The 22464-nt window shown below is 60.6% G+C and carries 24 protein-coding genes; all 24 read left to right on the top strand.

Annotation, left to right across the window (positions count from 1 at the left end):
* Positions 1 to 57: 57 nt before the first annotated feature.
* The 24 genes from GE107_RS00875 to GE107_RS00760 all read left to right on the top strand — a co-directional run bounded on the left by GE107_RS00875 (position 58) and on the right by GE107_RS00760 (position 22427).
* A complete protein-coding gene (locus tag GE107_RS00875) occupies positions 58 to 570 on the top strand; it encodes a YceD family protein (RefSeq protein ID WP_219637541.1) in 513 nt (170 codons plus the stop codon).
* Between the two features lie 53 nt (positions 571 to 623).
* A complete protein-coding gene (rpmF, locus tag GE107_RS00870) occupies positions 624 to 797 on the top strand; it encodes a 50S ribosomal protein L32 (RefSeq protein WP_123040002.1) in 174 nt (57 codons plus the stop codon).
* A 267-nt stretch (positions 798 to 1064) separates the two neighbouring features.
* Complete coding sequence (fapR, locus tag GE107_RS00865; protein ID WP_219637986.1) at positions 1065 to 1688, top strand: transcription factor FapR; 624 nt, start codon at positions 1065 to 1067, stop codon at positions 1686 to 1688.
* Complete coding sequence (gene plsX / locus GE107_RS00860; protein ID WP_219637540.1) at positions 1672 to 2661, top strand: phosphate acyltransferase PlsX; 990 nt, start codon at positions 1672 to 1674, stop codon at positions 2659 to 2661. The genes fapR and plsX overlap by 17 nt, the downstream gene beginning before the upstream one ends.
* Before the next feature lie 10 nt (positions 2662 to 2671).
* On the top strand, positions 2672 to 3658 hold the full coding sequence (locus tag GE107_RS00855) for a beta-ketoacyl-ACP synthase III (RefSeq protein WP_255570074.1): 987 nt from the start codon (positions 2672 to 2674) through the stop codon (positions 3656 to 3658).
* Between the two features lie 58 nt (positions 3659 to 3716).
* The gene (gene fabD / locus GE107_RS00850) at positions 3717 to 4640 is read left to right on the top strand and encodes an ACP S-malonyltransferase (protein WP_219637539.1); all 924 of its coding nucleotides are present in this window, start codon (positions 3717 to 3719) and stop codon (positions 4638 to 4640) included.
* A 682-nt stretch (positions 4641 to 5322) separates the two neighbouring features.
* Entirely contained in the window at positions 5323 to 6069 is a 747-nt protein-coding gene (gene fabG / locus GE107_RS00845) for a 3-oxoacyl-[acyl-carrier-protein] reductase (RefSeq protein ID WP_219637984.1), read from the top strand.
* A gap of 144 nt (positions 6070 to 6213) precedes the next feature.
* A complete protein-coding gene (gene acpP, locus GE107_RS00840) occupies positions 6214 to 6447 on the top strand; it encodes an acyl carrier protein (RefSeq protein WP_219637538.1) in 234 nt (77 codons plus the stop codon).
* A gap of 101 nt (positions 6448 to 6548) precedes the next feature.
* On the top strand, positions 6549 to 7790 hold the full coding sequence (gene fabF, locus GE107_RS00835) for a beta-ketoacyl-ACP synthase II (RefSeq protein WP_219637537.1): 1242 nt from the start codon (positions 6549 to 6551) through the stop codon (positions 7788 to 7790).
* A gap of 83 nt (positions 7791 to 7873) precedes the next feature.
* Positions 7874 to 8566 (top strand): ribonuclease III, encoded by a 693-nt coding sequence (gene rnc / locus GE107_RS00830; protein ID WP_219637536.1) that lies wholly within the window; start codon positions 7874 to 7876, stop codon positions 8564 to 8566.
* A gap of 80 nt (positions 8567 to 8646) precedes the next feature.
* Positions 8647 to 12219, top strand: coding sequence for a chromosome segregation protein SMC (gene smc, locus GE107_RS00825; protein ID WP_219637535.1), 3573 nt, complete (start codon positions 8647 to 8649; stop codon positions 12217 to 12219).
* Between the two features lie 24 nt (positions 12220 to 12243).
* On the top strand, positions 12244 to 13239 hold the full coding sequence (gene ftsY, locus GE107_RS00820) for a signal recognition particle-docking protein FtsY (RefSeq protein WP_219637534.1): 996 nt from the start codon (positions 12244 to 12246) through the stop codon (positions 13237 to 13239).
* Positions 13240 to 13387: 148 nt separating this feature from the next.
* Positions 13388 to 13834 (top strand): MarR family winged helix-turn-helix transcriptional regulator, encoded by a 447-nt coding sequence (locus tag GE107_RS00815; protein WP_219637533.1) that lies wholly within the window; start codon positions 13388 to 13390, stop codon positions 13832 to 13834.
* 2 nt (positions 13835 to 13836) lie between these two features.
* Complete coding sequence (locus GE107_RS00810; RefSeq protein ID WP_219637532.1) at positions 13837 to 15339, top strand: DHA2 family efflux MFS transporter permease subunit; 1503 nt, start codon at positions 13837 to 13839, stop codon at positions 15337 to 15339.
* A 134-nt stretch (positions 15340 to 15473) separates the two neighbouring features.
* Positions 15474 to 15818, top strand: a complete 345-nt coding sequence (gene ylxM, locus GE107_RS00805; protein ID WP_219637530.1) for a YlxM family DNA-binding protein — start codon at positions 15474 to 15476, stop codon at positions 15816 to 15818.
* 42 nt (positions 15819 to 15860) lie between these two features.
* Positions 15861 to 17249 carry a signal recognition particle protein gene (gene ffh / locus GE107_RS00800; RefSeq protein ID WP_219637528.1) on the top strand — a complete coding sequence of 463 codons (1389 nt, stop codon included), beginning with the start codon at positions 15861 to 15863 and terminating at the stop codon, positions 17247 to 17249.
* A gap of 98 nt (positions 17250 to 17347) precedes the next feature.
* The gene (rpsP, locus tag GE107_RS00795) at positions 17348 to 17620 is read left to right on the top strand and encodes a 30S ribosomal protein S16 (protein ID WP_219637526.1); all 273 of its coding nucleotides are present in this window, start codon (positions 17348 to 17350) and stop codon (positions 17618 to 17620) included.
* A gap of 78 nt (positions 17621 to 17698) precedes the next feature.
* Positions 17699 to 17932, top strand: coding sequence for a KH domain-containing protein (locus GE107_RS00790; protein ID WP_219637524.1), 234 nt, complete (start codon positions 17699 to 17701; stop codon positions 17930 to 17932).
* Positions 17933 to 18079: 147 nt separating this feature from the next.
* Positions 18080 to 18601, top strand: coding sequence for a ribosome maturation factor RimM (gene rimM, locus GE107_RS00785; protein ID WP_219637521.1), 522 nt, complete (start codon positions 18080 to 18082; stop codon positions 18599 to 18601).
* 2 nt (positions 18602 to 18603) lie between these two features.
* Entirely contained in the window at positions 18604 to 19359 is a 756-nt protein-coding gene (trmD, locus tag GE107_RS00780) for a tRNA (guanosine(37)-N1)-methyltransferase TrmD (protein ID WP_219637983.1), read from the top strand.
* Positions 19360 to 19524: 165 nt separating this feature from the next.
* On the top strand, positions 19525 to 19866 hold the full coding sequence (gene rplS, locus GE107_RS00775; protein ID WP_219637519.1) for a 50S ribosomal protein L19: 342 nt from the start codon (positions 19525 to 19527) through the stop codon (positions 19864 to 19866).
* A 109-nt stretch (positions 19867 to 19975) separates the two neighbouring features.
* Positions 19976 to 20710 (top strand): signal peptidase I, encoded by a 735-nt coding sequence (gene lepB / locus GE107_RS00770; RefSeq protein WP_219637518.1) that lies wholly within the window; start codon positions 19976 to 19978, stop codon positions 20708 to 20710.
* Between the two features lie 31 nt (positions 20711 to 20741).
* On the top strand, positions 20742 to 21632 hold the full coding sequence (gene ylqF, locus GE107_RS00765) for a ribosome biogenesis GTPase YlqF (RefSeq protein WP_219637516.1): 891 nt from the start codon (positions 20742 to 20744) through the stop codon (positions 21630 to 21632).
* A 108-nt stretch (positions 21633 to 21740) separates the two neighbouring features.
* Entirely contained in the window at positions 21741 to 22427 is a 687-nt protein-coding gene (locus tag GE107_RS00760; protein ID WP_219637514.1) for a DNA alkylation repair protein, read from the top strand.
* Positions 22428 to 22464: the final 37 nt, after the last annotated feature.

Raw genomic sequence — 22464 nt, 5'->3', positions numbered from 1 at the left:
TTGACAAATGGCGTTCCATCTCGATATAATAACTTTTGTTTGTTTGGAGTGATCCCTATGCTTCTTCGTGTCCAAGAGCTTCTCTCCCGGCAGCAGCCGACGGAGTTGAAAGGTACGCTGGAACTGGGCGAGCTGTTCCGGGATTCGCGGGACGTCATCCCGCTCGGTCCGCTGGAATACCGCTTGACCGCTCAGGCGTCGAACAGGAGAATCGTCGTGGCCGGCGAGCTGAACTGCAGGCTCCGCTTGCTGTGCTCGCGTTGTTTGGCGCCGATCGACGAGACGTTCTCCATTCCGTTCGATGTGCAGTTCCAGGTGATGAAGGAAGGCGATCCGGAGCCGGACGAAGAAGAAGATGTCGTGCCGGTGACGGAAGAACGGATCGAATTGCGTCCCTTTTTGGAAGAAGAGCTGGTGGTTCATCTGCCTCTGGCGCCGCTTTGCAGCGAAGAATGCAAGGGCTTGTGCCCGGAATGCGGCACGAATCGGAACGAACAGGCCTGCTCCTGCAAGACCGATCGCATCGATCCCCGTCTTGAAGCGCTGCAGAATTGGTTCAAACCCGAATGATCCGAAACGGCGTGTCCGCATGGGGACGGAGAATACGGTAAGGAGGTGGGAACATGGCAGTACCTTTTGGAAAAACATCGAAATCCCGCAAAAACAAGCGTCGGACGCACTTCAAATTGGTCGTTCCGGGCATGGTGAAATGCGAGCAGTGCGGCGAGCTGAAGCTGGCGCACCGCGTTTGCAAAGTATGCGGAACCTACAAATCGCGTGAAGTAATCAAGCAATAATGCCTGTCGACGCGCCCAGCCGGGCGGCGAAGCGGTGCGGAACGGACCTTCGGGACGGCCCGCGCGACAAGCCGATCGCCGTTGCATGCGGGCGCGTTTTTCTTTATACTTTTTTTGTTACCTGGTATTAAAATCACTTCCCAAATCGTGACGTGCTTTCAACGGGGCCCCCGAAAAGGAATCGGAATGCGCATCAAAGGCAAGCTTCACTTTTTGGGGATAGAAGTCACGAGGGGCCCGGTGTTCAGAGCATCCACGATTAATTCGATGAAAGCGGTGGCGAGTTTGGAACGTGTTCCGAAACGACAGCGTCATCAGCAGCTCAGCAAGCTGCTGGAGGAAAACCCGTTTCTGACGGACCGCGAATTGACCCGGCTGCTGAAGGTCAGCATCCAGACCATCCGGCTGGACCGTCTAGAGCTGGCCATTCCGGAGCTGCGCGAGCGGCTGAAAATGATGGCGGAACGTTCCTACGATCCCGTGAAATCTTTGCCGCTGCATGAAGTGATCGGCGATATCGTCGATCTTCAGCTCGACAAGAGCGGCATTTCGATATTCGAAATCGGCGGCGAGCACGTGTTCTCCCGAAGCGGCATCGCGCGCGGGCACCATGTGTTCGCGCAGGCGAATTCGCTCGCGGTGGCGGTCATAAACGACGAAATCGCGCTGACTTCGTCCGCCGATATCCGCTTTATCCGCCCGGCCCGGCTGGGGGAGAAGTGCATCGCCAAAGCGTACGTTCGGTCCAGCGGCGGCCAGAAGGGCAAGGCGAAAGTCGAAGTTTTCACGTATGTCGGAGAAGAGATGGTGTTTCAGGGCAATTTCGTCATCTACCGCTCGCCAGGAGAAACCGGTCAGGAAGGAGGCGGAGCCCGTGAGAATCGCCATTGACGCCATGGGCGGCGACCATGCGCCCAAGGCACAGGTAGAGGCGGCCGTGCAAGCCGCGTCGCAGTGGCCGGATACGCATTTCGTTCTCGTCGGCCGCCCGGAAGCGCTGGAGCCGCTGTTCGGGAACGGGAAGCCTTCGAACGTCTCGATCGAAGAGGCGGCGGAGGTGATCCAAGCGGACGACGAGCCGGTGCGGGCCGTCAGGCGCAAAACCGGTTCGTCGATGGTCGTGGCCGGGCGCATGGTCAAGGAGGGCGCCGCGGATGCCATGATTTCGGCGGGCAATACGGGAGCTTTGATGGCTACCGGATTGCTCGTCGTCGGGCGCATGCCCGGCATCGAACGGCCGGGGCTTGCCCCCATGCTTCCGACGATCGACGACGTCGGCGTGCTTGCGCTCGATCTGGGCGCGAACATGGACGCGAAGCCGGAGCATTTGCTGCAATATGCCCTCATGGGCAGCCTGTACCGTCAGAAGGTGCACGGCATGGCGAAACCGCGAGTCGGGCTGCTGAACGTCGGCACGGAGGCCGCCAAAGGAAACGAGCTGACGAAGGCGGCGTTCGACTTGTTCGAGCAGGCGCCGATCCGCTTTGTCGGCAACGTGGAGGCACGCGACGTGCTCGAAGGCGCTTGCGACGTGCTCGTATGCGACGGTTTTTCCGGCAACATTATGCTGAAGGCGTTCGAAGGGGCGGCAGGCGTCATTTTCAAGGTGCTGCGCCAAGAGCTGACTTCGTCCTGGAAGTCGAAGCTGGCGGCTGCGGTCCTGAGACCCGGCTTCCGCCGCGTCCGGAAGAAGATGGATTACAACGAATACAACGGAGCCCCGCTGCTCGGATTAAACGGGCTGGTCGTCAAAGGACACGGTTCCTCCGACGCCAAAGCGATGCTGACGGCGATCCGCCAGACACGCACCGCCCTGTCCGGCGGACTCCTGACAGCGATCAAGGGCGAATTCAGCGGAAAGTGAGAGAAGCGGCATGCGTGATATCCCCGTCGGCATCCTCGGAACGGGCAAGTACGTTCCGGAGAGCCGGCTGACGAATCAGGATTTGGAACGGATGGTGGAGACGAGCGACGAGTGGATCGTCACCCGGACGGGCATCCGGGAGCGGAGAATCGCGGATCCGGCACAGGCGACGTCCGACCTGGCCTATGAAGCGTCGCTCCGCGCGCTGGAATCGGCGGGACTTTCGGCGGAAGACGTGGACCTCATCATCGTGGCGACGATTACGCCCGACATGTTTTTCCCGTCCACGGCCTGCCTGCTGCAGGACCGGCTGGGCGCCAAAAGAGCGGCCGCTTTCGATTTGTCGGCGGCTTGCTCCGGCTTCATCTATGGTCTAGCGACGGCAACCAATTTCATCAAAACGGGCATGTACCGCCGCGTCCTGGTCGTCGGCGCGGAAACGCTGTCCCGCATAACGGATTACACGGACCGCAACACCTGCATCCTGTTCGGCGACGGGGCTGGCGCCGTCGTCGTCGGCGAAGTGCCCGAAGGCCGCGGCTTCCAATCGTTCGTGCTGGGAGCGGACGGATCGGGCGGAGAGCTGCTCCGCATTTGCGGCGGAGGCTCGCGCGTACCGGCGACGGAGCGGTCCGTGGCGGATAAGAAACACTTCCTGGAGATGAACGGCCGCGACGTGTTCAAATTCGCGGTACGCGTCATGGGAAGCTCGGCGGAAGAAGCGCTGGCGAAGGCGGGTTTGGACAAAAGCGACATCGATCTGCTCGTCCCGCATCAGGCCAATATCCGCATCGTGCAAGCCGCGCTGGAGCGCCTCGGCTTGTCGGAAGACAAAGCGATGGTCAATCTCGACCGGTACGGCAACGTGTCCGCGGCTTCCATCCCGCTGGCGCTGGCCGAGGCCGCCGAGGAAGGCCGGATCCGCGAAGGCGACCGACTCGTGCTGGTCGGCTTCGGAGGCGGCTTGACCTGGGGCTCTTCGGTATTGGTTTGGTAGAAGGTTGGGCATCCGTTTCGTTCGTAAAAGTTAGCTAAGCGTTTGGGAGGCTATCGAGTTGGGTAAAATCGCATTCGTATTTCCCGGCCAAGGCGCGCAAGCGGTCGGCATGGGCAAAGACGCCTACGAGCAGGCGCCGGCGGCGCGCGAGGCGTTCGACCGCGCGGACGACGCGCTCGGGTTTCCTCTGAGCCGTCTGGCGTTCGAAGGTCCGGAGGAGGAGCTTCGCCAGACGGCCAACACGCAGCCGGCGTTGCTCGCGACGAGCGTGGCGCTGCTGGATGTCTACAGAGGGCAAGGCGTGAAGCCGGATTTCGTGGCCGGACACAGCCTCGGCGAGTACAGCGCGCTGGTCGCGGCGGGCGTGCTCGGCTTCGAGGACGCCGTTAGGCTTGTCCGGGCGCGCGGGCAATTCATGGAGCAAGCGGTCCCCGGAGGACGCGGGGCGATGGCAGCCGTGCTCGGCGCGGAAAGGGAGCCGCTTGCGGCGCTGTGCCGCGACGTATCGGAGAAGGTCGGCCGCGTCGAGCTGGCGAACGTCAACTGCCCGGGGCAGATCGTCGTCTCCGGCACCGCCGAAGGCGTCGCCGAAGTAGGGGAACGGGGCAAGGAAGCCGGAGCCAAGCGGGTCATCCCGCTGGAAGTGAGCGGCCCGTTCCACTCCTCGCTCATGCAGCCGGCGGCGGACCGTTTGGCCGAAGCGCTGGCCGGCGTGGAATTCCGTGACGCGGCCGTGCCCGTCGTGGCCAACGTGCATGCGCTGCCCGTCACTTCCGGAGCCGAGCTGCGGGAGCTGCTCGTCCGGCAAGTCGTATCGCCCGTACTCTGGGAAGATACGGTACGCTGGTTGATCGGGCAGGGCGTCGACACGTTCGTGGAGATCGGCTCGGGCACCGTGCTGGCGGGTCTGATCCGCAAAATCGACAAAGCCGTGCAGGTGGTGGCGGTGAACACGGCCGCGGCCGCGCTCGGGCAGGCTTAAGGAGAAGTGAAAAAGGCCTTAACTTCGCCAGAATGACGGGAGTTCCGCCAAGTTAAGGTACAAAAGGCCTTAACTCCGCCGGAATGGCGGGAAATCCGCCAAGTTGAGGCAAAAAAGGCCTTAACTCCAGCAGAATGACGGGAGTTCCGCCAAGTTAAGGTACAAAAAGCCTTAACTCCGCCGGAATGGCGGGAAATCCGCCAAGTTAAGGCACAAAAGGCCTTAACTCCACCAAAATGACGGGAGTTCCGCCAAGTTAAGGTACAAAAGGCCTTAACTCCGCCGGAATGGCGGGAAATCCGCCAGGTTAAGGTACAAAAGGCCTTAACTCCGCCGGAATGGTGGGAGTTCCGCCAAGTTAAGGTACAAAAAGCCTTAACTCCGCCGGAATGACGTGAAATCCGCCAAGTTAAGGTACAAAAGGCCTTAACTCCGGCAGAATGACGGGAGTTCCGCCAAGTTAAGGTACAAAAGGCCTTATCTCACCACAAAGGCGGGAAATCCGCCCAGTTGAGGCACAAAAGGCCTTAACTCCACCAAAATGACGGGAGATTTTGAGAGATCGGCCGGTCTGGCAAGCTTTACTCACGCGGGAGCGTCGAGGTAGCGAAACTTAAGCCGGTCTCACAAGCTGCCGCGCAGACGAAATGCCATTTTTCCTCAAGGAGGTCTTACGATGGCCATGTGGGATTTGACGGGCAAAACGGCGCTCGTGACGGGAGCGTCCAGGGGGATCGGCCGTGCGATCGCCATCGCCCTCGCGGAAGCGGGCGCCGACGTCGCCGTGAACTACGCCGGCAGCGAAGCCGCCGCGGCGGAGACGGTGAAGGCGATCGAGGCGCTGGGCCGCAAGTCGGTCATGATCAAGGCGAACGTCGGCAAAGCGGCGGAATTCGAAGCCATGGTACAATCCGTGTTGGAAACATTCGGAAAATTGGATATCCTGGTGAATAACGCCGGCATTACCCGTGACAACCTAATCATGAGGATGAAGGAAGAAGAGTTCGACGAGGTCATCGAGACGAATCTGAAGGGCGTGTTCAACGGCATCAAAGCCGTTACCCGCTCGATGATGAAGCAGCGCTCGGGACGCATCATCAACATTTCTTCCGTCGTCGGCACTCTCGGCAACGCCGGGCAAGCCAACTACGTAGCCGCCAAGGCCGGAGTTATCGGCCTCACCAAATCGGCCGCGCGCGAGCTGGCGTCCCGCAACATCACGGTGAACGCGGTCGCCCCGGGATTCATCGGGACCGACATGACGGACAAGCTGCCCGCGGACATGAAGGAGAAGCTGGAGAAGGACATCCCGCTCGGCCGGATCGGCCGCCCGGAAGAAATCGCCGCGGCCGTCCTGTATTTGGCGTCGGATGCCTCGTCTTATATGACCGGGCAAACGATTCACGTCGACGGCGGCATGTACATGTAATCGGAACCGTCACGGCGGCCCGCTTAAGCCCGGGAACGCCCCGCGGCGAACCGGAACTTGCATCTTTCGGCGTTTCCGTTTACGCTTACTTCTATGGCTTTTTGTCCATGATTCACGTATAATACGTTAAGGGAGGTGAACCGGATGTCCGATGTTTATGAGCGTGTGAAACGCATCGTCGTCGAACGCCTGGGAGTGGAAGAAGCGGAAGTTACCGCCGAAGCTTCCTTCAAAGACGATTTGGGAGCTGACTCTCTCGACGTGGTAGAACTCGTGATGGAGCTCGAAGACGAATTCGACTTGGAGATTTCCGACGAGGATGCAGAGAAGATCACAACGGTGGGAGAAGTCGTAAATTACATACAATCTCATTCGTAATGGTCGCCAAGGTCCCGTTCGTAAGACGGGACTTCTCCACATTCAAGGCGTCGTTTCCGTTCGGGAACGCGGATTGAGATACCCGAAGAGGTGAACAGGTTTTGAAACACCGCGTGGTAGTGACCGGGATGGGAGTCGTGACTTCCCTCGGGACCGAGATCTCCGAATTCTGGAACAACCTGATCGAGGGCAAATCCGGGATCAGCCGGATCGAAGCGTTCGATACGGAAGAGTATACAACGAAAATCGCGGGGGAAATCAAGAACTGGAACCCCGAAGCATTCGGTTTGGATAAGAAGATCACGCGCAAAATGGACCGTTTCGTGCAATTCGGCGCGGCGGCCAGCTTAATGGCGCTTAAAGATTCCGGCTTGGAAATCGGCGGGAACGCGGACCCCGAACGGGTCGGCGTCATCGTCGGCTCCGGGATCGGCGGACTCGGCACGTGGGAAGAGCAGCACACGGTGCTGATGGAGAAGGGACCGCGCCGCGTAAGTCCGTTCTTCATCCCGATGATGATCGCGAACATGGCCAGCGGCCAAGTGTCCATGTTGACCGGGGCGAAGGGGCCCAACACGACGGCGGTCACGGCATGCGCGACGGGCACCCACTCCATCGGGGACTCCTACAAAATGATCCAGCGCGGAGACGCCGACGCGATGATCTGCGGCGGCGCGGAAGCGACGATCCGGCCGATCGGGCTGGCGGGCTTCTGCTCGATGAGAGCCATGAGCACACGCAACGACGAGCCCGAGAAGGCCAGCCGTCCGTTCGACGCGGACCGCGACGGCTTCGTCATGGGCGAAGGCGCTGGCGTGCTCATCCTGGAATCGCTGGAACACGCACAGAAGCGCGGAGCGCATATCTACGCCGAAGTGATCGGCTACGGGATGAGCGGTGACGCCTACGATATGGTGGAACCCGATCCGGACGGCGCCGCGCGCTCCATGGCCCGGGCGATTAAGGACGCCGGCATCCCGGCGGAAGAAATCGAATACATCAACGCGCACGGAACGTCCACTCCGGTCGGCGACAGATCGGAGACGATCGCCATCAAGAAGACGTTCGGCGAACACGCTTACAAGCTGGCCGTCAGCTCCACGAAGTCGATGACGGGTCATTTGCTCGGCGCCGCCGGCGGCGTCGAAGCGGTCATTACGGCGCTGTCGCTGCAACACGGTATCCTGCCTCCGACCATCAACCTGGACCATCAGGATCCGGAGCTGGATCTCGACTATGTTCCGAATGATGCCCGCAAGGCGGACATTCGGACGGCGCTGTCGAACTCTTTCGGATTCGGCGGACATAACGCCACCATTATCTTGCGCAAATACGAAGCCTAATCGGCGCGGAATACGGCGACGCAGGCGGCCGGTGCCGTCTGCGTCGCTGCCGTTTCCGGAAGGATGAGGAAGGTGCGACAGGCATGAACGACCCTCTGAGCAAGCTGCAGGACCGAACGGGCGTTACGTTCCGGAACGCGGGCCTGCTTCGTCAAGCTTTCACCCATACGTCCTACGTCAACGAACACCGCGGCGCGCGCACGTCGGACAACGAACGGCTGGAGTTTCTCGGGGATGCCGTCCTGCAGCTGACGGTATCGGAATATTTATACCGGCGGTTTCCGGACCGGCCGGAGGGGGAATTGACCCGTTTGCGCGCGAGCATCGTCTGCGAGCCGTCGCTTGTCCGTTTTGCCGAAGCGCTCGAATTCGGGCAGGTCGTGCTCCTCGGCAAAGGGGAGGAGCTGACGGGAGGGAGGACGCGCCCCTCCTTGCTCGCGGACGCCTTCGAGGCGTTCGTGGGGGCTCTGTACTTGGATCAAGGTTTGCAAGCGGTTCGCGGCTTTCTGGAGCGGTACATGTTTCCCCATCTGCCGCAGGACGGACTGGCGCCGCTGAAGGACTACAAAACGGAGCTGCAGGAGAAGGTTCAGCAGCTGGGACAAGGTCCCTTGGAATACCGGATCGTCGAAGAGCGCGGGCCCGCCCACGACCGCGAGTTCGTCGCCGTCGTGCATGTCGGGCAGAAGGCGCTCGGCAGAGGAGCGGGACGCTCGAAGAAGGAAGCGGAGCAGCGCGCCGCCTCGGAGGCGCTTCGGGCGCTGGCGGGCGATTGAACGCTGGCGGCGATCCCCACGTATTCGCCGTCCGAAGTGGCGATCGTCGTTTATCCTTGAGTTTGAGGTGAAACACGGAGATGTATTTGAAAAGGATCGAGCTGGCCGGCTTCAAATCGTTCGCGGACCGCACGGAACTCGAATTCACGCGGGGCATCACGGCCGTCGTCGGGCCGAACGGGAGCGGCAAAAGCAACATTTCCGACGGGATCCGCTGGGTGCTCGGCGAGCAGAGCGCCAAATCGTTGCGCGGCGGCAACATGCAGGACGTCATTTTTGCCGGCAGCGATACGCGGAAGCCGGTCGGCTTCGGGGAAGTGTCGCTTACGCTCGATAACGCCGACAAGGCGCTGCCCCTGGATTTCAGCGAAGTGACCGTCACCCGCCGCGTTCACCGCAGCGGGGAAAGCGAATATTTGATCAACAAGCAGCCTTGCAGGCTGAAGGATATTACCGAGCTGTTCATGGATACGGGGATCGGCAAGGAAGCTTACTCGATCATCGGACAAGGGCGCATCGAGGAAATTCTCAGTACCCGCTCGGAGGACCGCCGAGGGATTTTCGAAGAAGCTTCGGGCATCGTCAAATACAAGAGCCGCAAGAAGGAAGCCCAGAAAAAGCTCGAGGACACGGAGAACAACCTGCTGCGGATCCACGACCTCGTCAGCGAGCTGGAAAGCCAGGTCGGTCCGCTGCGGAAGCAAGCCGAGAAGGCCGAGACGTTCAAGGCGCTGAAGGAACAGCTGAAAAACAAGGAAATCGCGCTGTACGTTCAGCAGATCGAAGGCGTGCACGCGGCCTGGAAGGAATTGAACGAGAAGCTCGCGTCCCTCCGCGAGGAAGAGACGGCGCTCGGCACCTTCGTCAGCCGTCACGACGCCATGCTGGAGGAAGACCGCCAGACGCTGCTGCGTCTGGAAGAAGAGCTGGCGAAGCTGCAGGACGAGCTTCTGCGGTGCAGCGAGGAAACCGAGAAGTCGGAAGGCTTCGGCGAAGTGTTGAACGAACGCAGGACGAACCTGGAACGCAATCGGGAAGGGCTGCAGGAATCGCTCGCTTCGGCCGAGCAACGTTACGCGGATGCTTCCGCGGAGGCGGAAGCGCTGAAGGCGAAGCGGACTCAGGCCGAAGCCGAACGCGCGGAGCTGTCCGTCCGCCTGGCTTCCGAAGAAGAGAAGCTGGCGCTTGCGGACGGCAGCGAAGAGGCCGAGAACAAGCTCAAAGCGGAATTGTTCGAGGTCATGAACGCGATGGCCCAGTCGCGGAACGAAATCCGGTACGGGGAAGGCCAGCGGGAGATGCTGGAGCGGCGCATGGCCCGCATTGCCGAAGAGGAAGCGAAATGGCGGCAGCAGCGCGAAGAACTGGAGGCCCGCCGCGCCGGCGCGGAAGAGCGGCTGGCGGAAGCCGCGCGGACGCTGAGCGAGGTCCGCGACCGCTTCGTGTCGGAGGGCGCCCGTTCGGGCGACCTGCAGCGCAAAGTGGAGGAGGCGCAGGCGAACGCCCGCCGCTGGGAGCAGAAACGGGAAGCGCTCGTATCCCGGCACGATACGATCAAGGAGCTGCAAAACGATTACGACGGCTTCCAGCACGGCGTGCGCGAAGTGCTCAAGGCGTCCAAGCGCGGCCAGCTGCACGGCGTGCACGGCGCGGTCGCGGAGCTGGTCAGCGTGCCGGCGCACCTGGAAACGGCGATCGAAACGGCGCTCGGGGGAGCCCTTCAGAATATCGTCATGGAGGACGAGAAGACATCCCGCGCCGCCATTGCTTATCTGAAGCAGCGGCAGTCCGGCCGGGCGACTTTCCTGCCGCTCGACGTCATCCGGCCCCGGCATCTTGGGGACGGTGACCGCAGGGTGCTCGAACAGGCCGAAGGCTTCATCGGAGTCGCATCCGAGCTGGTCGGCACCGAGAAGCGTTACGAAGGTATCGTCGGCAACCTGCTTGGCAACGTCCTGATCTCGGAGACGCTCGAACAGGCGAACAAGATCGCGTCCCGTCTGCAGTACCGGTACCGCGTCGTGACGAAGGACGGCGACGTGGTCAACCCGGGCGGATCGATGACCGGGGGAAGCCTGCAGAAGAAATCGGCCAGCCTGCTGGGCCGCCAGCGCCAGCTGGAAGAGCTCGGGAAGGAAATCGCGGAAGCGGAAACGGCGCGCGAAGGCGCCAAAGCCGAGGTCGACGACCTGAAGAAGGAGCTCGCGCAGGTCGCCCAGAACATCGAGCAGCTGCGCGAAGCGGGCGAGAGGGAACGGTTGAACGAGCAGCAGGCGTTTGCCGACCGTCAGCGGCTGCTGGACGAAATGAACCAGCTCGAGGAAATGCGCGCCGCCTTGGACGGGGAGAAATCGGCCGTCCAAGCGGAAGCCGGAGGTCTTGCCGCGGAGCGGGGCGAAGCGGAAACGCGGCTGGCTTCGCTCGCGGAGGAAGAGAGACGGATCCAGGAACGGATCCGCGAAGCGGAGGAATTGCGCCGGCGTACCTTATCCGAGAAGGAAGATCTTCAAGCCGCGCTGACGGAACTGAAGGTGTCGATCGCCCGTCTCGAGCAGGATATCGCGGCGATGGACGAGCAGTCGTCCCGCGCGCGCGCGGAGCAGTCCCGCCTCTCGGCGGAACGTACAGGGCTGGCCGAGGCGCTGGAGCATAACGCTGCGGAAGCCGCCCGCACGGCGGAAGAGTCGACGGCGCTGAGAGAAAAGCTGAACGAGCTGCGGATTCAGCGGAAGCAGCTGACGGAGACGATCGAATACAAACGCGCCGACCGCGCCGTCCGCTTGAAGGAGCTGGAGGTCAAGGAAGGCGAGACGAAGGAACAGCGCACGAAGCTGAAAGGCGTCGAGGAAGCCCTCCGCCAGTCGGAAATCGCCGAAGGGCGGCTTGACGTGGAGCTAGACAACCTGCTTCGCAAGCTGACCGAGGAATACGAAATCGGCTTCGAGCTGGCCAAGGAGCGTTATCCGGTGCCGGAAGACGCGACCGCCGCCCAGAACGAGGTGCGCGACCTCAAACGCAAAATCACGATGCTGGGTGACGTCAACCTGGGGGCGATCGAAGAGTTCGCCCGCGTCAGCGAGCGGTTCGATTTCTTGTCCGGCCAGAAGAACGACCTGATCGAAGCGAAGACGAAGCTGCACGGCATCATCCGCGAGATGGACGAAGAGATGTCGAGACGTTTCCTCACGACATTCGCGGAGATCCGCAAGCATTTCGTCGTCGTGTTCTCCCGCTTGTTCGGAGGCGGCCGGGCCGATCTGATCCTGACCGAGCCGGGCAGCCCGCTGGACAGCGGCATCGATATCGTGGCGCAGCCTCCGGGCAAGAAGCTGCAGAACCTGCAGCTTATGTCCGGCGGCGAGCGCGCGCTCACGGCGCTGGCGCTGCTGTTCGCCATCCTGAACGTCAAGCCCGTGCCGTTCTGCGTGCTCGACGAGGTCGAAGCCGCCCTGGACGAAGCGAACGTGGCCCGGTATGCGCAATACATGCGGGAGTTTTCCGAAACGACCCAATTCATCGTCGTCACCCACCGCAAAGGCACGATGGAGGAGGCGGACATGCTGTACGGCGTCACGATGGAGGAAGGCGGCGTATCCAAGCTCGTCTCCGTGCGTCTGGAGGAAACGGACGACATCATGACGGCCACGGCTTAAACCGGTTTGGAGGGAAACAGGGAAATGAGTTTTTTCAAACGATTAAGGGAGAGCATCGCGTCCAAGACGGAGGCGGTGACGAGCAAGTTCAAGGAAGGCTTGGCCAAAACCCGCTCCGTGCTGACGGACCGTGTGGCCGAGCTCTTCACCCGGCGCAAGAAAATCGACGACGCTTTCTTCGAAGAGCTGGAAGAAATCCTGATCGGTGCGGACGTCGGTGTGAACACGGTGATGGAGCTGATCGAGAACCTTCGCGCCGAAGTGAAGAAACGCAAAATCGAAGACCCGTCCGAATTGCAGCCGATCCTCTCGGAGAAGTTGATGGACCTGCTTCGCGGCTCCGGGGAAGACGCGAGTCTGAAGATGGACCCGGACGGCATCACCGTGATTCTGTTCGTCGGGGTCAACGGCGTCGGCAAAACGACCACGATCGGCAAGCTGGCCTGGAGATTCAAGCAGCAGGGCAAATCGGTGCTTCTCGCGGCGGGCGACACGTTCCGCGCCGGCGCGATCGAGCAGCTTGAGGTGTGGGGGCAGCGCGCCGGAGTCGACGTCATCCGGCAGGAAGCCGGCTCCGACCCGGCCGCGGTCATGTTCGACGCGGTGCGCGAGGCGAAGAAGCGGGGCGTCGACGTGCTGCTGTGCGACACGGCCGGCCGCCTGCAGAACAAGGTCAACCTCATGGAGGAGCTTGCCAAAATCCACCGCGTCATCCAGCGGGAAATTCCGGGAGCGCCCCATGAGACGCTGCTCGTGCTGGACGCCGCTACCGGACAGAATGCGCTGCAGCAGGCGAAGCTGTTCGGCGAGAAGAGCGGCGTGACCGGCCTCGTGCTGACGAAGCTGGACGGTACGGCCAAAGGCGGGATCGTGATCGCCATCCGCCACGAGATGGCGCTGCCGGTCAAGTTCGTCGGTCTCGGCGAGAAAATGGACGATTTGCAGGAGTTCGATCCCGAGCAGTTCGTGCATGCCCTGTTCGCCGGGTTGGCGGGCAACGGAGAGAACGAGGGCGAATAAGGAAGCAAAACCGTATTTTACCGTGATCTACGCGGTGAAATACGGTTTTTTTTGGTCCGAATAGGCAATATTCCATACTTGACCCTACCCTCTTCCGGAGGTAACATACTTCGTGTGCGAATTATTTGATTGCGAAGGAAGTGGAGCCATGGATGATCGTCAGCAGCGTATTATGCAGATCACAAGATCGATGCGCGAGCTCAACCAGAGCTTCTACCATGCGACCCGCAAGGATGCGGAAGCGTGCGGCATCACCCAGATCCAGTACCTGGTGCTCCGCGCGCTGAAACAGCATCCCATGATCGGCCTCGGCGAGCTGTCCGATCTGATTTACACGGGGGCGAGCACGGCCAGCGGCGTCATCGACCGGCTCGTGCAGGCCGGCCTCGTCGTCCGGGACCGCCTGGAGGAGGACCGCAGGGCGGTCGCGCTCAAACTCAGTCCGGAAGGGGAGGAGCTGCTGAATCGCGTGGGAGAACGCATGATGAAGCGGCTGTCCCCGCTGCTCCAACTGTCGGAGGAGGATGTCGGACAACTGCTTCGGATCCAGGGGCAGATGGTGAACCTATTGCAACAAGCGAGAGAGGAACCGTGAACATGCAACAAGTGCAACATCAAATCCGAAGGGGACCGATCGTCGCTTCCCTGCTGATTGCCGCTTTTGTCGCGATTCTCAGCCAGACCGTTCTGAACGTAGCTTTGCCTACCATGATGAAAGATTTGAACATCAGCGAAAGCACTATCCAATGGCTGATCACCGGGTATATGCTGGTGAACGGGATCCTCGTCCCGATCAGCGCTTTCCTGATCGAACGGTTTACGACCCGGCAGCTGTTCCTCTGGGCAACCGGTCTTTTCACCGCGGGGACGATCATTTGCGCCGCGGCGCCCGGATTCGAGCTCTTGCTCGCGGGGCGTTTGATCCAGGCCGCCGGCGCCGGCGTTCTCATGCCGCTGATGTCAATCGTATTCCTGACGATCTTCCCGATCGAACAGCGCGGGAAAGCGATGGGCATGATGGGGCTGGCGATGGTTTTCGCCCCGGCCGTCGGTCCGACGTTGTCCGGCTGGATCATCGAGCATTATTCCTGGCGCGTCTTGTTCTACGTCGTGCTTCCCCTGACTTTGATTGGGCTCGTTTTCGGAGCATTCTCGATGAAGAACGTTACCCGGACGTCTTTTCCCAAATTGGACATTCCGGGCGTCATCTTTTCCACCATCGGCTTCGGAGGCTTGCTGTACGGCTTCAGCGACGCGTCCACCGACGGCTGGGACAGTCCGCGGGTCATCGTGGCCTTGACCGCGGGGGTCGTGTTCCTGGTTCTGTTCCTTTGGAGGGAGCTGCGCTCGGCGAAACCGATTCTGGAGTTCCGGGTATTCCAATACGACATGTTCTCGCTGACCACGGTGATCAATGTCATTATTACGATGGCCATGTATTCCGGCATGATATTGCTGCCGATCTTCCTGCAAACCATTCGCGGGTTCACCCCGCTGGATGCCGGACTGCTCCTGTTGCCCGGCGCGCTGCTGATGGCGGTCATGTCGCCGGTCACGGGCATGATTTTCGACAAGGTTGGCGCCCGTTGGCTGTCCGTTTTGGGTTTGGCCATCACGACCGTTTCGACGTACGAGCTGACCCGGTTGACGGTGGATACGACTTATAACCATATGCTCCTCATCTACACGATCCGGATGTTCGGCATGTCGATGCTGATGATGCCGATCCAGACGGCCGGCATGAATCAGCTGCCCCGGCGCCTGAACGCGCACGGCTCCGCCATGTCCCAGACGCTGCGGAACGTCGCCGGCGCCCTCGGCACCGCGTTCCTCGTCACGATATTCACGAACGCGGCGGCGTCCCGCGGCAAGGATCTGGCCATCGCGGCCAAGCTGAATCCGCAGGATCCGGCGAACGCGGAAGCCATGAAGGAGATCGCTCGGCAAGCGACCGTTTACGGAATCAACCACGCCTTTACCGTCGCCATGTGGATGACGGTCGCGTCATTGGCGTTGGCGTTCTTCATTCGCAGGACGAAGCCGCAGGAGGAGTTCCAGCCGGCAACCGGATCACCGAAGGCGGAACCGGTCGCCCGGTAACCGTTTGAACAAGCGTTTCTTCGCGAACGGGAGACAGTGTTAAGGATTTATCCTTGACATCGCCTCCCGTTTTTCGTAACATAGGGAAGTACGTTTGGGCTGTAAAGTGTTTTTCCTTAACAGGAGGGGCTGTCGTGCAAGGAGAGAACAGTCTCGAGAAGACGAACCGGATCAACGTGCTGTTCGATTTCTACGGTCCGTTGCTGACGGAGAAGCAGCAGACGTTTCTCAAATGCTATTTCCACGATGACTTTTCCCTCGGCGAGATCGCTGCGGAATTCGAGATCAGCCGGCAAGCGGTTTACGAACATTTGAAACGCGCGGAGCAGATGCTCGAGAGCTACGAAGAGAAGCTCGGGCTCGCCGAGCGGCACGATAAGCTGCAAACCGGCCTGGACCTGCTGGAGCGGGAGATCGGCCGGCTGCCGCCGGACCGGCGCGGGCCGTTGCTCGAAGCCGCTGCTCGGCTGCGCGATTGACCATACGGAACGAAACCTTTCTTCGGCAAGGAGGGATAGAGGATGGCATTCGAAGGATTGACTTCCCGGCTGCAGAACGTATTCGGCAAGCTGCGGGGCCGGGGCAAGCTGACCGAGGACGACGTGAACGAAGCGATGCGCGAAGTCCGGCTCGCCTTGTTGGAAGCCGACGTCAACTTCAAGGTCGTGAAGGATTTCATCGCCAAGGTGAAGGAGAAAGCCGTCGGGCAGGAAGTGCTCAAGAGCTTTACCCCCGCGATGGTCGTCATCGACATCGTCAACAAGGAACTGACGGAGCTCATGGGCGGCACCCAGGCGAAGCTCGCGAAGTCGAACAAGCCTCCGACCGTCGTGCTGATGGCGGGCCTTCAGGGCGCCGGCAAAACGACGCTGACCGGCAAGCTGGCGAACCTGCTGAAAACCCAGAACCACAAGCCCCTGCTCGTGGCGGGCGACATCTACCGTCCGGCGGCCATCAAGCAGCTGGAGGTGCTGGGCGGCCAGATCGGCGTGCCGGTCTTCACGCTCGGCGACAAGGTAAGCCCCGTCGAAATCGCCAAGCGGGGCGTACAGCAGGCCAAGGAGCAAGGCAACGATTACGTGCTTATCGATACCGCGGGCCGATTGCAAATCGATGAAGCGCTCATGGACGAGATCAAGCAAATCCACGACGCCGTCGATCCCGACGAAGTGCTGCTCGTGGTCGACGCCATGACCGGCCAAGAGGCCGTCAACGTCGCGCAGAGCTTCCACGAGAAGCTCGAGTTGACGGGCGTCGTGCTGACCAAGCTCGACGGCGATACCCGGGGCGGAGCCGCGCTCTCGGTCAAGGCGGTCACCGGCTGCCCGATCAAGTTCGCCTCCACCGGGGAGAAGATCGACCAGCTCGAAGCGTTCCATCCCGACCGGATGGCGTCGCGGATTCTCGGCATGGGCGACATGCTCTCGCTGATCGAGAAAGCGCAGGCCAACATCGACGCGGACAAAGCCGCGGAGATGGAACGCAAGATGCGCACGGCGGAGTTCACGCTGGAGGATTTCCTCGAGCAGATGGAGCAGGTCCGCAAGATGGGGCCCCTCGATCAGCTTCTCGACATGATGCCCGGCATGAACAAGCTCAAGAACATGCCGAACTTCAAGGTCGACGAGAAGCAGATCGCCCGGACCGAGGCCATCGTGAAGTCGATGACGCGGCAGGAGAAGCTGAAGCCGGACCTCATCAACTTCAGCCGGCGCAAGCGGATCGCGGCCGGCAGCGGCACGACGGTTGCCGACGTCAACCGGCTGCTGCGCCAGTTCGAGGACATGAAGAAGATGATGAAGCAGTTTTCGGGCCTCATGGGTCCCGGCGGCAAAGGCCCGAAGGGCGGCATGAAGGCGCTGAAGAACATGCTCGGCAAAGGCAAGGGCGGCATGAAGTTCCCGTTTTGACACTACGGTTTATACAGGGGGCTCCCCTAAAAGTAATCGGAATCGGCTTCGAAGCTTAACGTCACTTTTGGGGTCCACATAAGGAGGTGAAAGTTAACATGGCAGTTCGCATTCGTCTGAAACGGATGGGCGCCCACAAAGCCCCGTTCTACCGCGTGGTGGTTTCCGATTCCCGTTCCCCGCGCGACGGCCGCTTCATCGAGGAGATCGGGATCTACAACCCGGTCGCCCAACCGGCTCAAGTGCAAATCGACGAGGAAAAAGCGCTCAAATGGCTTCAAAACGGAGCGCAAGCTTCCGATACGGTTCGCAGCCTGCTCAGCAAAGCGGGCGTTCTGAAGAAGTTCCACGAATCCAAGGTCCAGAAGTAACGTCCTTATGTTCAAGCCGAACGCGGGTAACCGCCCATGTCCGGTTTGGCGGGGAACGGTTCACCGGAGGGATAAGCCATGGAACAACTGATTCGGGTCATCGCCCGGGCGTTGGTGGATCATCCGGAAGACGTGCAGGTTCAGGTCAAGGAAGACGCGCGAGGCCTGGTGTACGAGCTTTCCGTTCATCCCGGCGATGTCGGCAAAGTCATCGGCAAGCAGGGGCGCATCGCCAAGGCGCTGCGCACGGTCGTTACTTCCGCGGCTGTCAAAGAGCGGAAGCGCGTCATCGTGGACATCATTTCGGAATAACAGCTGCTGCGTCCTATAGTGGCGACGGTTGACCGTCGTCCAGGACGCGGACGAACAGGGGCGAGGGATGCAGCCATGCATGTCTGGCCCCTTTTTCGTCAATGATTCAGAGGACAAGTTTCCGCCAAGCGAGGGAGGGCTGCCGCCGTGACGGAAGAACGCTTGCTGAATGTGGGCAAAATCGTAAATACGCACGGAATCCGGGGCGAATTGCGGGTCTGGCCGCAAACCGACTTCCCGGACGTCCGTTTCAAAGCCGGCAGCCGGCTGCTGATGGTTCCGCCGGAAGCGGGGGAAAAGGTAGAAGTCGAAATCCAGTCGGCCCGCGAGCAGAAGAACGTGTTCGTGTTGAAGCTGAAAGGTTACGACGATATCAACCAGGTGGAGAAGTTCAAAGGCTGGGAGCTGAAGGTCGGCGAATCGGACCGGGTGCCGCTGTCCGAAGGCGAATATTACGTGCGGGACATCGTCGGCTGTACCGTCGTGACCGAGGAAGGCGAAACGGTCGGCATGATCACAGACGTACTCTCGCCAGGCGCCAACGACGTATGGGTCGTCAAGCGGCCCAAAGGCAAGGAGCTGCTGCTGCCCGTCATCGACGAGGTCGTGCTTGAAGTCGACGTCCCTTCCCAACGGGTCAAGGTCCATCTGATGGAAGGGCTGCTGTGACGATGCGCATCGACGTGCTGACCTTGTTTCCGGAAATGTTCGAGGGCGTGTTCGGCAGCAGCATTCTGGGCAAAGCCCGGGACCGGGGGCTCGTGTCGCTGTCTACCCTCAATTTTCGGGAGTTCTCCACGAACAAACACCATACCGTCGACGATACGCCATACGGCGGCGGAGGGGGCATGGTGCTGAAGCCGGAGCCGATTTTCGGGGCCGTGGAACATCTGCTGGAGCAGGGCGGAGGCGGCCGCGAACCGCGCGTGATCCTCATGTGCCCGCAAGGAGAGACGTTCAGCCAGCGCAAGGCGGCCGAGCTGTCGGAGGAGTCGCATCTCATCTTCATTTGCGGTCATTACGAAGGCTACGACGAGAGAATCCGCCAATATCTCGTGACGGACGAGCTGTCCATCGGCGACTACGTGCTGACGGGCGGGGAGCTGCCGGCGATGGTCGTCATCGATTCGGTGGTGAGGCTGCTGCCCGGCGTACTCGGCAACGAGAGGTCGGCCGTGGCGGACTCGTTCAGCGACGGCCTGCTCGAGTATCCCCAATACACCCGTCCGCCGGAATTCCGGGGCTGGTCCGTTCCCGATGTGCTGTTGTCGGGACATCACGCCGAAATCGAGAAGTGGCGGAGAATGCAGTCCTTGGAGCGAACGCTGGTCCGTCGGCCGGACTTGCTGGAGAAAGCCGAGCTTACGGACAAGGAGCGGCATTGGCTGAGCTTGATGCGCGATAAAATCGACTCGGGAAACAACTGATTTTTCCTTGACGGCTCTTGAATTGACGGTTGTGTTTCCGCCTGGGATATGGTAGAATTTCTACTGTTGTTCTGTATACGGACGGTCCTCTGCACGCCATGATCCGGGTGTCGGCATCCGGGGAGCGGGGCAAGAACGTCTATGATGGAAGGAGGAATAGACCTCATGAGCTTGCTCCAAACGATTACGCAAGAACAGCTTCGCAAGGACGTGCCCAGCTTCCGTCCGGGCGACACGCTCAAAGTACACGTGAAGGTCGTAGAGGGTTCCCGCGAACGGATTCAGCTGTTCGAAGGCGTCGTGATCAAACGTCGCGGCGGCGGCATCAGCGAAACGTTCACGGTTCGCAAAATCTCCTACGGCGTAGGCGTGGAGCGTACTTTCCCGGTACATTCGCCGCGCATCGAGAAAATCGAAGTGGCGCGCCGCGGCAAAGTCCGCCGTGCTAAGCTGTACTACCTGCGCGACCTGCGCGGTAAAGCGGCCCGTATCAAAGAAATTCGATAAGAGGCATTCCAGGGGGGCTTGGCTGATTAGGCAAGTCCTCCTTTTGCATTTTTACCTTACATACAATTCCCATCCTTGACGGACGGAGCAAGAATAGAGGCGATCGAAAATGGAAGAACGGCGGAATCCCGACATCGTCGGAACGGAATCGGAGAACGGCAGGGCCGCAATACCGGCTTCCGGTGTCCGAGCGGAGAACGGGGAACGCGAGCCGCACGGCGGAGGCACTTCCGAAAACGGAGGAAATCCGGACAAGCCCGAACCGCCATCGAAGGCGGCCGGCGAGCTGGTGGAATGGATCAAGGCATTGGCCGTTGCCGGCCTTCTCGTGTTCGTGATCCGGTGGTTCCTGGTCAGCCCGTTTATCGTGGACGGTCCTTCCATGCAGCCGAATTTTCACGACCGGGAACGGATCATCGTCAATAAAATCATCTACGACATCCGCCAGCCGAAACGCGGAGAAGTCATCGTATTCCACGTGCCGGAAGAGGGCCGGGATTTCATCAAGCGGGTCATCGCGGTTCCGGGAGATACGGTCAAGGTCGAAGGGGACACCATCACGATTAACGGAAAGCCGATTGACGAACCTTATTTGAAGGAAGCCTACGAGAAGGCGCATGCGTCCGGAGGCCTCTACAATCCGAACGATATGGAGTGGAGCAACTTTCCGAACAACCGATACCCCGACGGCAAAGTGCCGGAAGGCACCCTGTTCGTCATGGGGGACAACCGGTCCAACAGCGAGGACAGCCGCATGATCGGCTATATCCCGATGGACCGGGTCGTCGGACGCGCGGACCTGGTGTACTGGCCGCTGGCAGATTTCCATTTCATCACGCATTAATGAGGTTCTGCGCTAAAGAAGGGAACTCACCATGACGATCCAATGGTTCCCCGGGCATATGACCCGGGCCAAACGCCAAATCGAAGAAAAGCTTAAGCTGATCGACGTCGTGCTTGAGCTGATCGACGCGCGGATCCCTCAATCCAGCCGCAATCCGATGATCGACGAGATAATCGGTTCGAAACCGCGGCTCGTGCTGCTGAACAAGGCCGATCTGGCGGATCCGGCCCTGACCGCGGTGTGGACTGCTTACTTCCGCGCGCTCGGCCACGAGGCGCTGGCCATTGACGCGAGCAGCGGCAGCGGAGTGAAGGAGATTCCGGCGAAGGCACGGGAGCTGCTGCGCGAGAAAATCGAGCGGCAAGTCGCCAAAGGCATGAAACCGCGTCCGGCCCGTGCCTTGATCGTAGGCATCCCCAACGTTGGGAAGTCGACGCTGATCAACCGGCTGGCCGGACGGAACGTCGCGGCGACGGGCGACCGGCCGGGCGTCACCAAGGGCCAGCAATGGATCCGGTCGGGCTCCGAGCTCGAGCTTCTCGATACGCCCGGGATTCTGTGGCCGAAGTTCGAGGACCCGGTGGCGGGCAATCTGCTGGCCGCGACCGGCGCGATCAAGGAAGAGGTGCTCCACGTCGACGAGGTGGCCTGCTTCGTGTTGCAGACATTGGCGCCGGTATATGGCGAAGTGCTCAAAGAGCGCTACGGATTGCAGGAGCTTCCGGCCGAGCTGCCCAATCTGCAGGCCGCCGCCGAGGTGCTGGAAGCGATCGGCAAGCGGCGCGGGTGCTTGGCCGGCGGGGGCCATGTCGACTACGAGAAAGCGGCGGGCGTCGTGCTGCGCGATTTGCGCTCCGGCAAGCTCGGGAGGATCACGCTCGAAGCTCCGAACGGACAGGAAACATTCCGAATGGAGTCGTGATCTGCGGACGCACGAACAAAAGTTCCTTCACTCCACCTTGAACGTCAACCGATTCGAGAGGCTGCAAAGCCTCTTCTTTCATTTCACTGGAACTGGAGGCGTTTTCCCTTGACGGAATATACCGATTCGTTTGCCGAATTTCTCCGGGCGCACCGGAACGATAACGAGGCAGTCCCGATGGCCGCGTACATGAAAAACCATTTTCCGTTTCTCGGCCTGAAGACGCCGGTTCGGACGGCACTCACGCGCGAATATTGGAAAAGCCGAGGGTTGCCGACTCGAGAGGAATTCCGGACCGTCGTCCAGGAATTGTGGGCGCTGCCGGAACGGGAATTCCAATACACGGCCATGGCAATTTTGGACAGGATGGATAAGTCGCTTACGGCAAACGATATCGGCCTGCTGGAGGAATTGATCTTGACCCGGCCTTGGTGGGACACCGTCGACCTGCTCGCCGGACATTCCGTGGGCCGCTTGTTCGCGAGGCATCCGGAACTGATTTCGGCCTATACCAACAAATGGATGGATTCGGGCGAATTGTGGCTGCAGCGCACGGCGCTGCTGTTCCAGTTAGGCTACAAGTCGAAGACGGACGCCGGGCTCCTGTTCCGGTTGATCGAGCAGTGCAAGGAGTCGAAGGAGTTTTTCATCCGCAAAGCCATCGGATGGGCGCTTCGGGAATTGTCGAAGACCGATCCCGATGCGGTAGTAAGTTACGTAGTTGAAGCCGGGCTCTCGCCGCTGAGCGAACGGGAAGCATTAAAATTCGTTCATCGAACCGGAAATTCGGGATAAAGAACTTGGCATCCGAGTCGACATAACCGACAATGGA

Origin of the sequence: Cohnella sp. CFH 77786, from assembly GCF_019400745.1 — a bacterium.
Taxonomy (GTDB): Bacteria; Bacillota; Bacilli; order Paenibacillales; family Paenibacillaceae; genus Cohnella.
The sequence above is the reverse complement of the archived record's forward strand: the minus strand, read 5'-3'. Positions and strand labels throughout refer to the sequence as shown.

Coding starts and splice junctions, on each gene's coding strand:
- acpP (WP_219637538.1), top strand. CDS start 6,214: ATGTCCGATGTTTATGAGCGTGTGAAACGCATCGTCGTCGAACGCCTG.
- GE107_RS00815 (WP_219637533.1), top strand. CDS start 13,388: ATGGATGATCGTCAGCAGCGTATTATGCAGATCACAAGATCGATGCGC.
- rpsP (WP_219637526.1), top strand. CDS start 17,348: ATGGCAGTTCGCATTCGTCTGAAACGGATGGGCGCCCACAAAGCCCCG.
- rnc (WP_219637536.1), top strand. CDS start 7,874: ATGAACGACCCTCTGAGCAAGCTGCAGGACCGAACGGGCGTTACGTTC.
- rplS (WP_219637519.1), top strand. CDS start 19,525: ATGAGCTTGCTCCAAACGATTACGCAAGAACAGCTTCGCAAGGACGTG.
- fapR (WP_219637986.1), top strand. CDS start 1,065: ATGAAAGCGGTGGCGAGTTTGGAACGTGTTCCGAAACGACAGCGTCAT.
- ffh (WP_219637528.1), top strand. CDS start 15,861: ATGGCATTCGAAGGATTGACTTCCCGGCTGCAGAACGTATTCGGCAAG.
- lepB (WP_219637518.1), top strand. CDS start 19,976: ATGGAAGAACGGCGGAATCCCGACATCGTCGGAACGGAATCGGAGAAC.
- smc (WP_219637535.1), top strand. CDS start 8,647: ATGTATTTGAAAAGGATCGAGCTGGCCGGCTTCAAATCGTTCGCGGAC.
- ftsY (WP_219637534.1), top strand. CDS start 12,244: ATGAGTTTTTTCAAACGATTAAGGGAGAGCATCGCGTCCAAGACGGAG.
- ylqF (WP_219637516.1), top strand. CDS start 20,742: ATGACGATCCAATGGTTCCCCGGGCATATGACCCGGGCCAAACGCCAA.
- GE107_RS00810 (WP_219637532.1), top strand. CDS start 13,837: ATGCAACAAGTGCAACATCAAATCCGAAGGGGACCGATCGTCGCTTCC.
- trmD (WP_219637983.1), top strand. CDS start 18,604: ATGCGCATCGACGTGCTGACCTTGTTTCCGGAAATGTTCGAGGGCGTG.
- GE107_RS00875 (WP_219637541.1), top strand. CDS start 58: ATGCTTCTTCGTGTCCAAGAGCTTCTCTCCCGGCAGCAGCCGACGGAG.
- GE107_RS00790 (WP_219637524.1), top strand. CDS start 17,699: ATGGAACAACTGATTCGGGTCATCGCCCGGGCGTTGGTGGATCATCCG.
- fabG (WP_219637984.1), top strand. CDS start 5,323: ATGTGGGATTTGACGGGCAAAACGGCGCTCGTGACGGGAGCGTCCAGG.
- GE107_RS00855 (WP_255570074.1), top strand. CDS start 2,672: ATGCGTGATATCCCCGTCGGCATCCTCGGAACGGGCAAGTACGTTCCG.
- rpmF (WP_123040002.1), top strand. CDS start 624: ATGGCAGTACCTTTTGGAAAAACATCGAAATCCCGCAAAAACAAGCGT.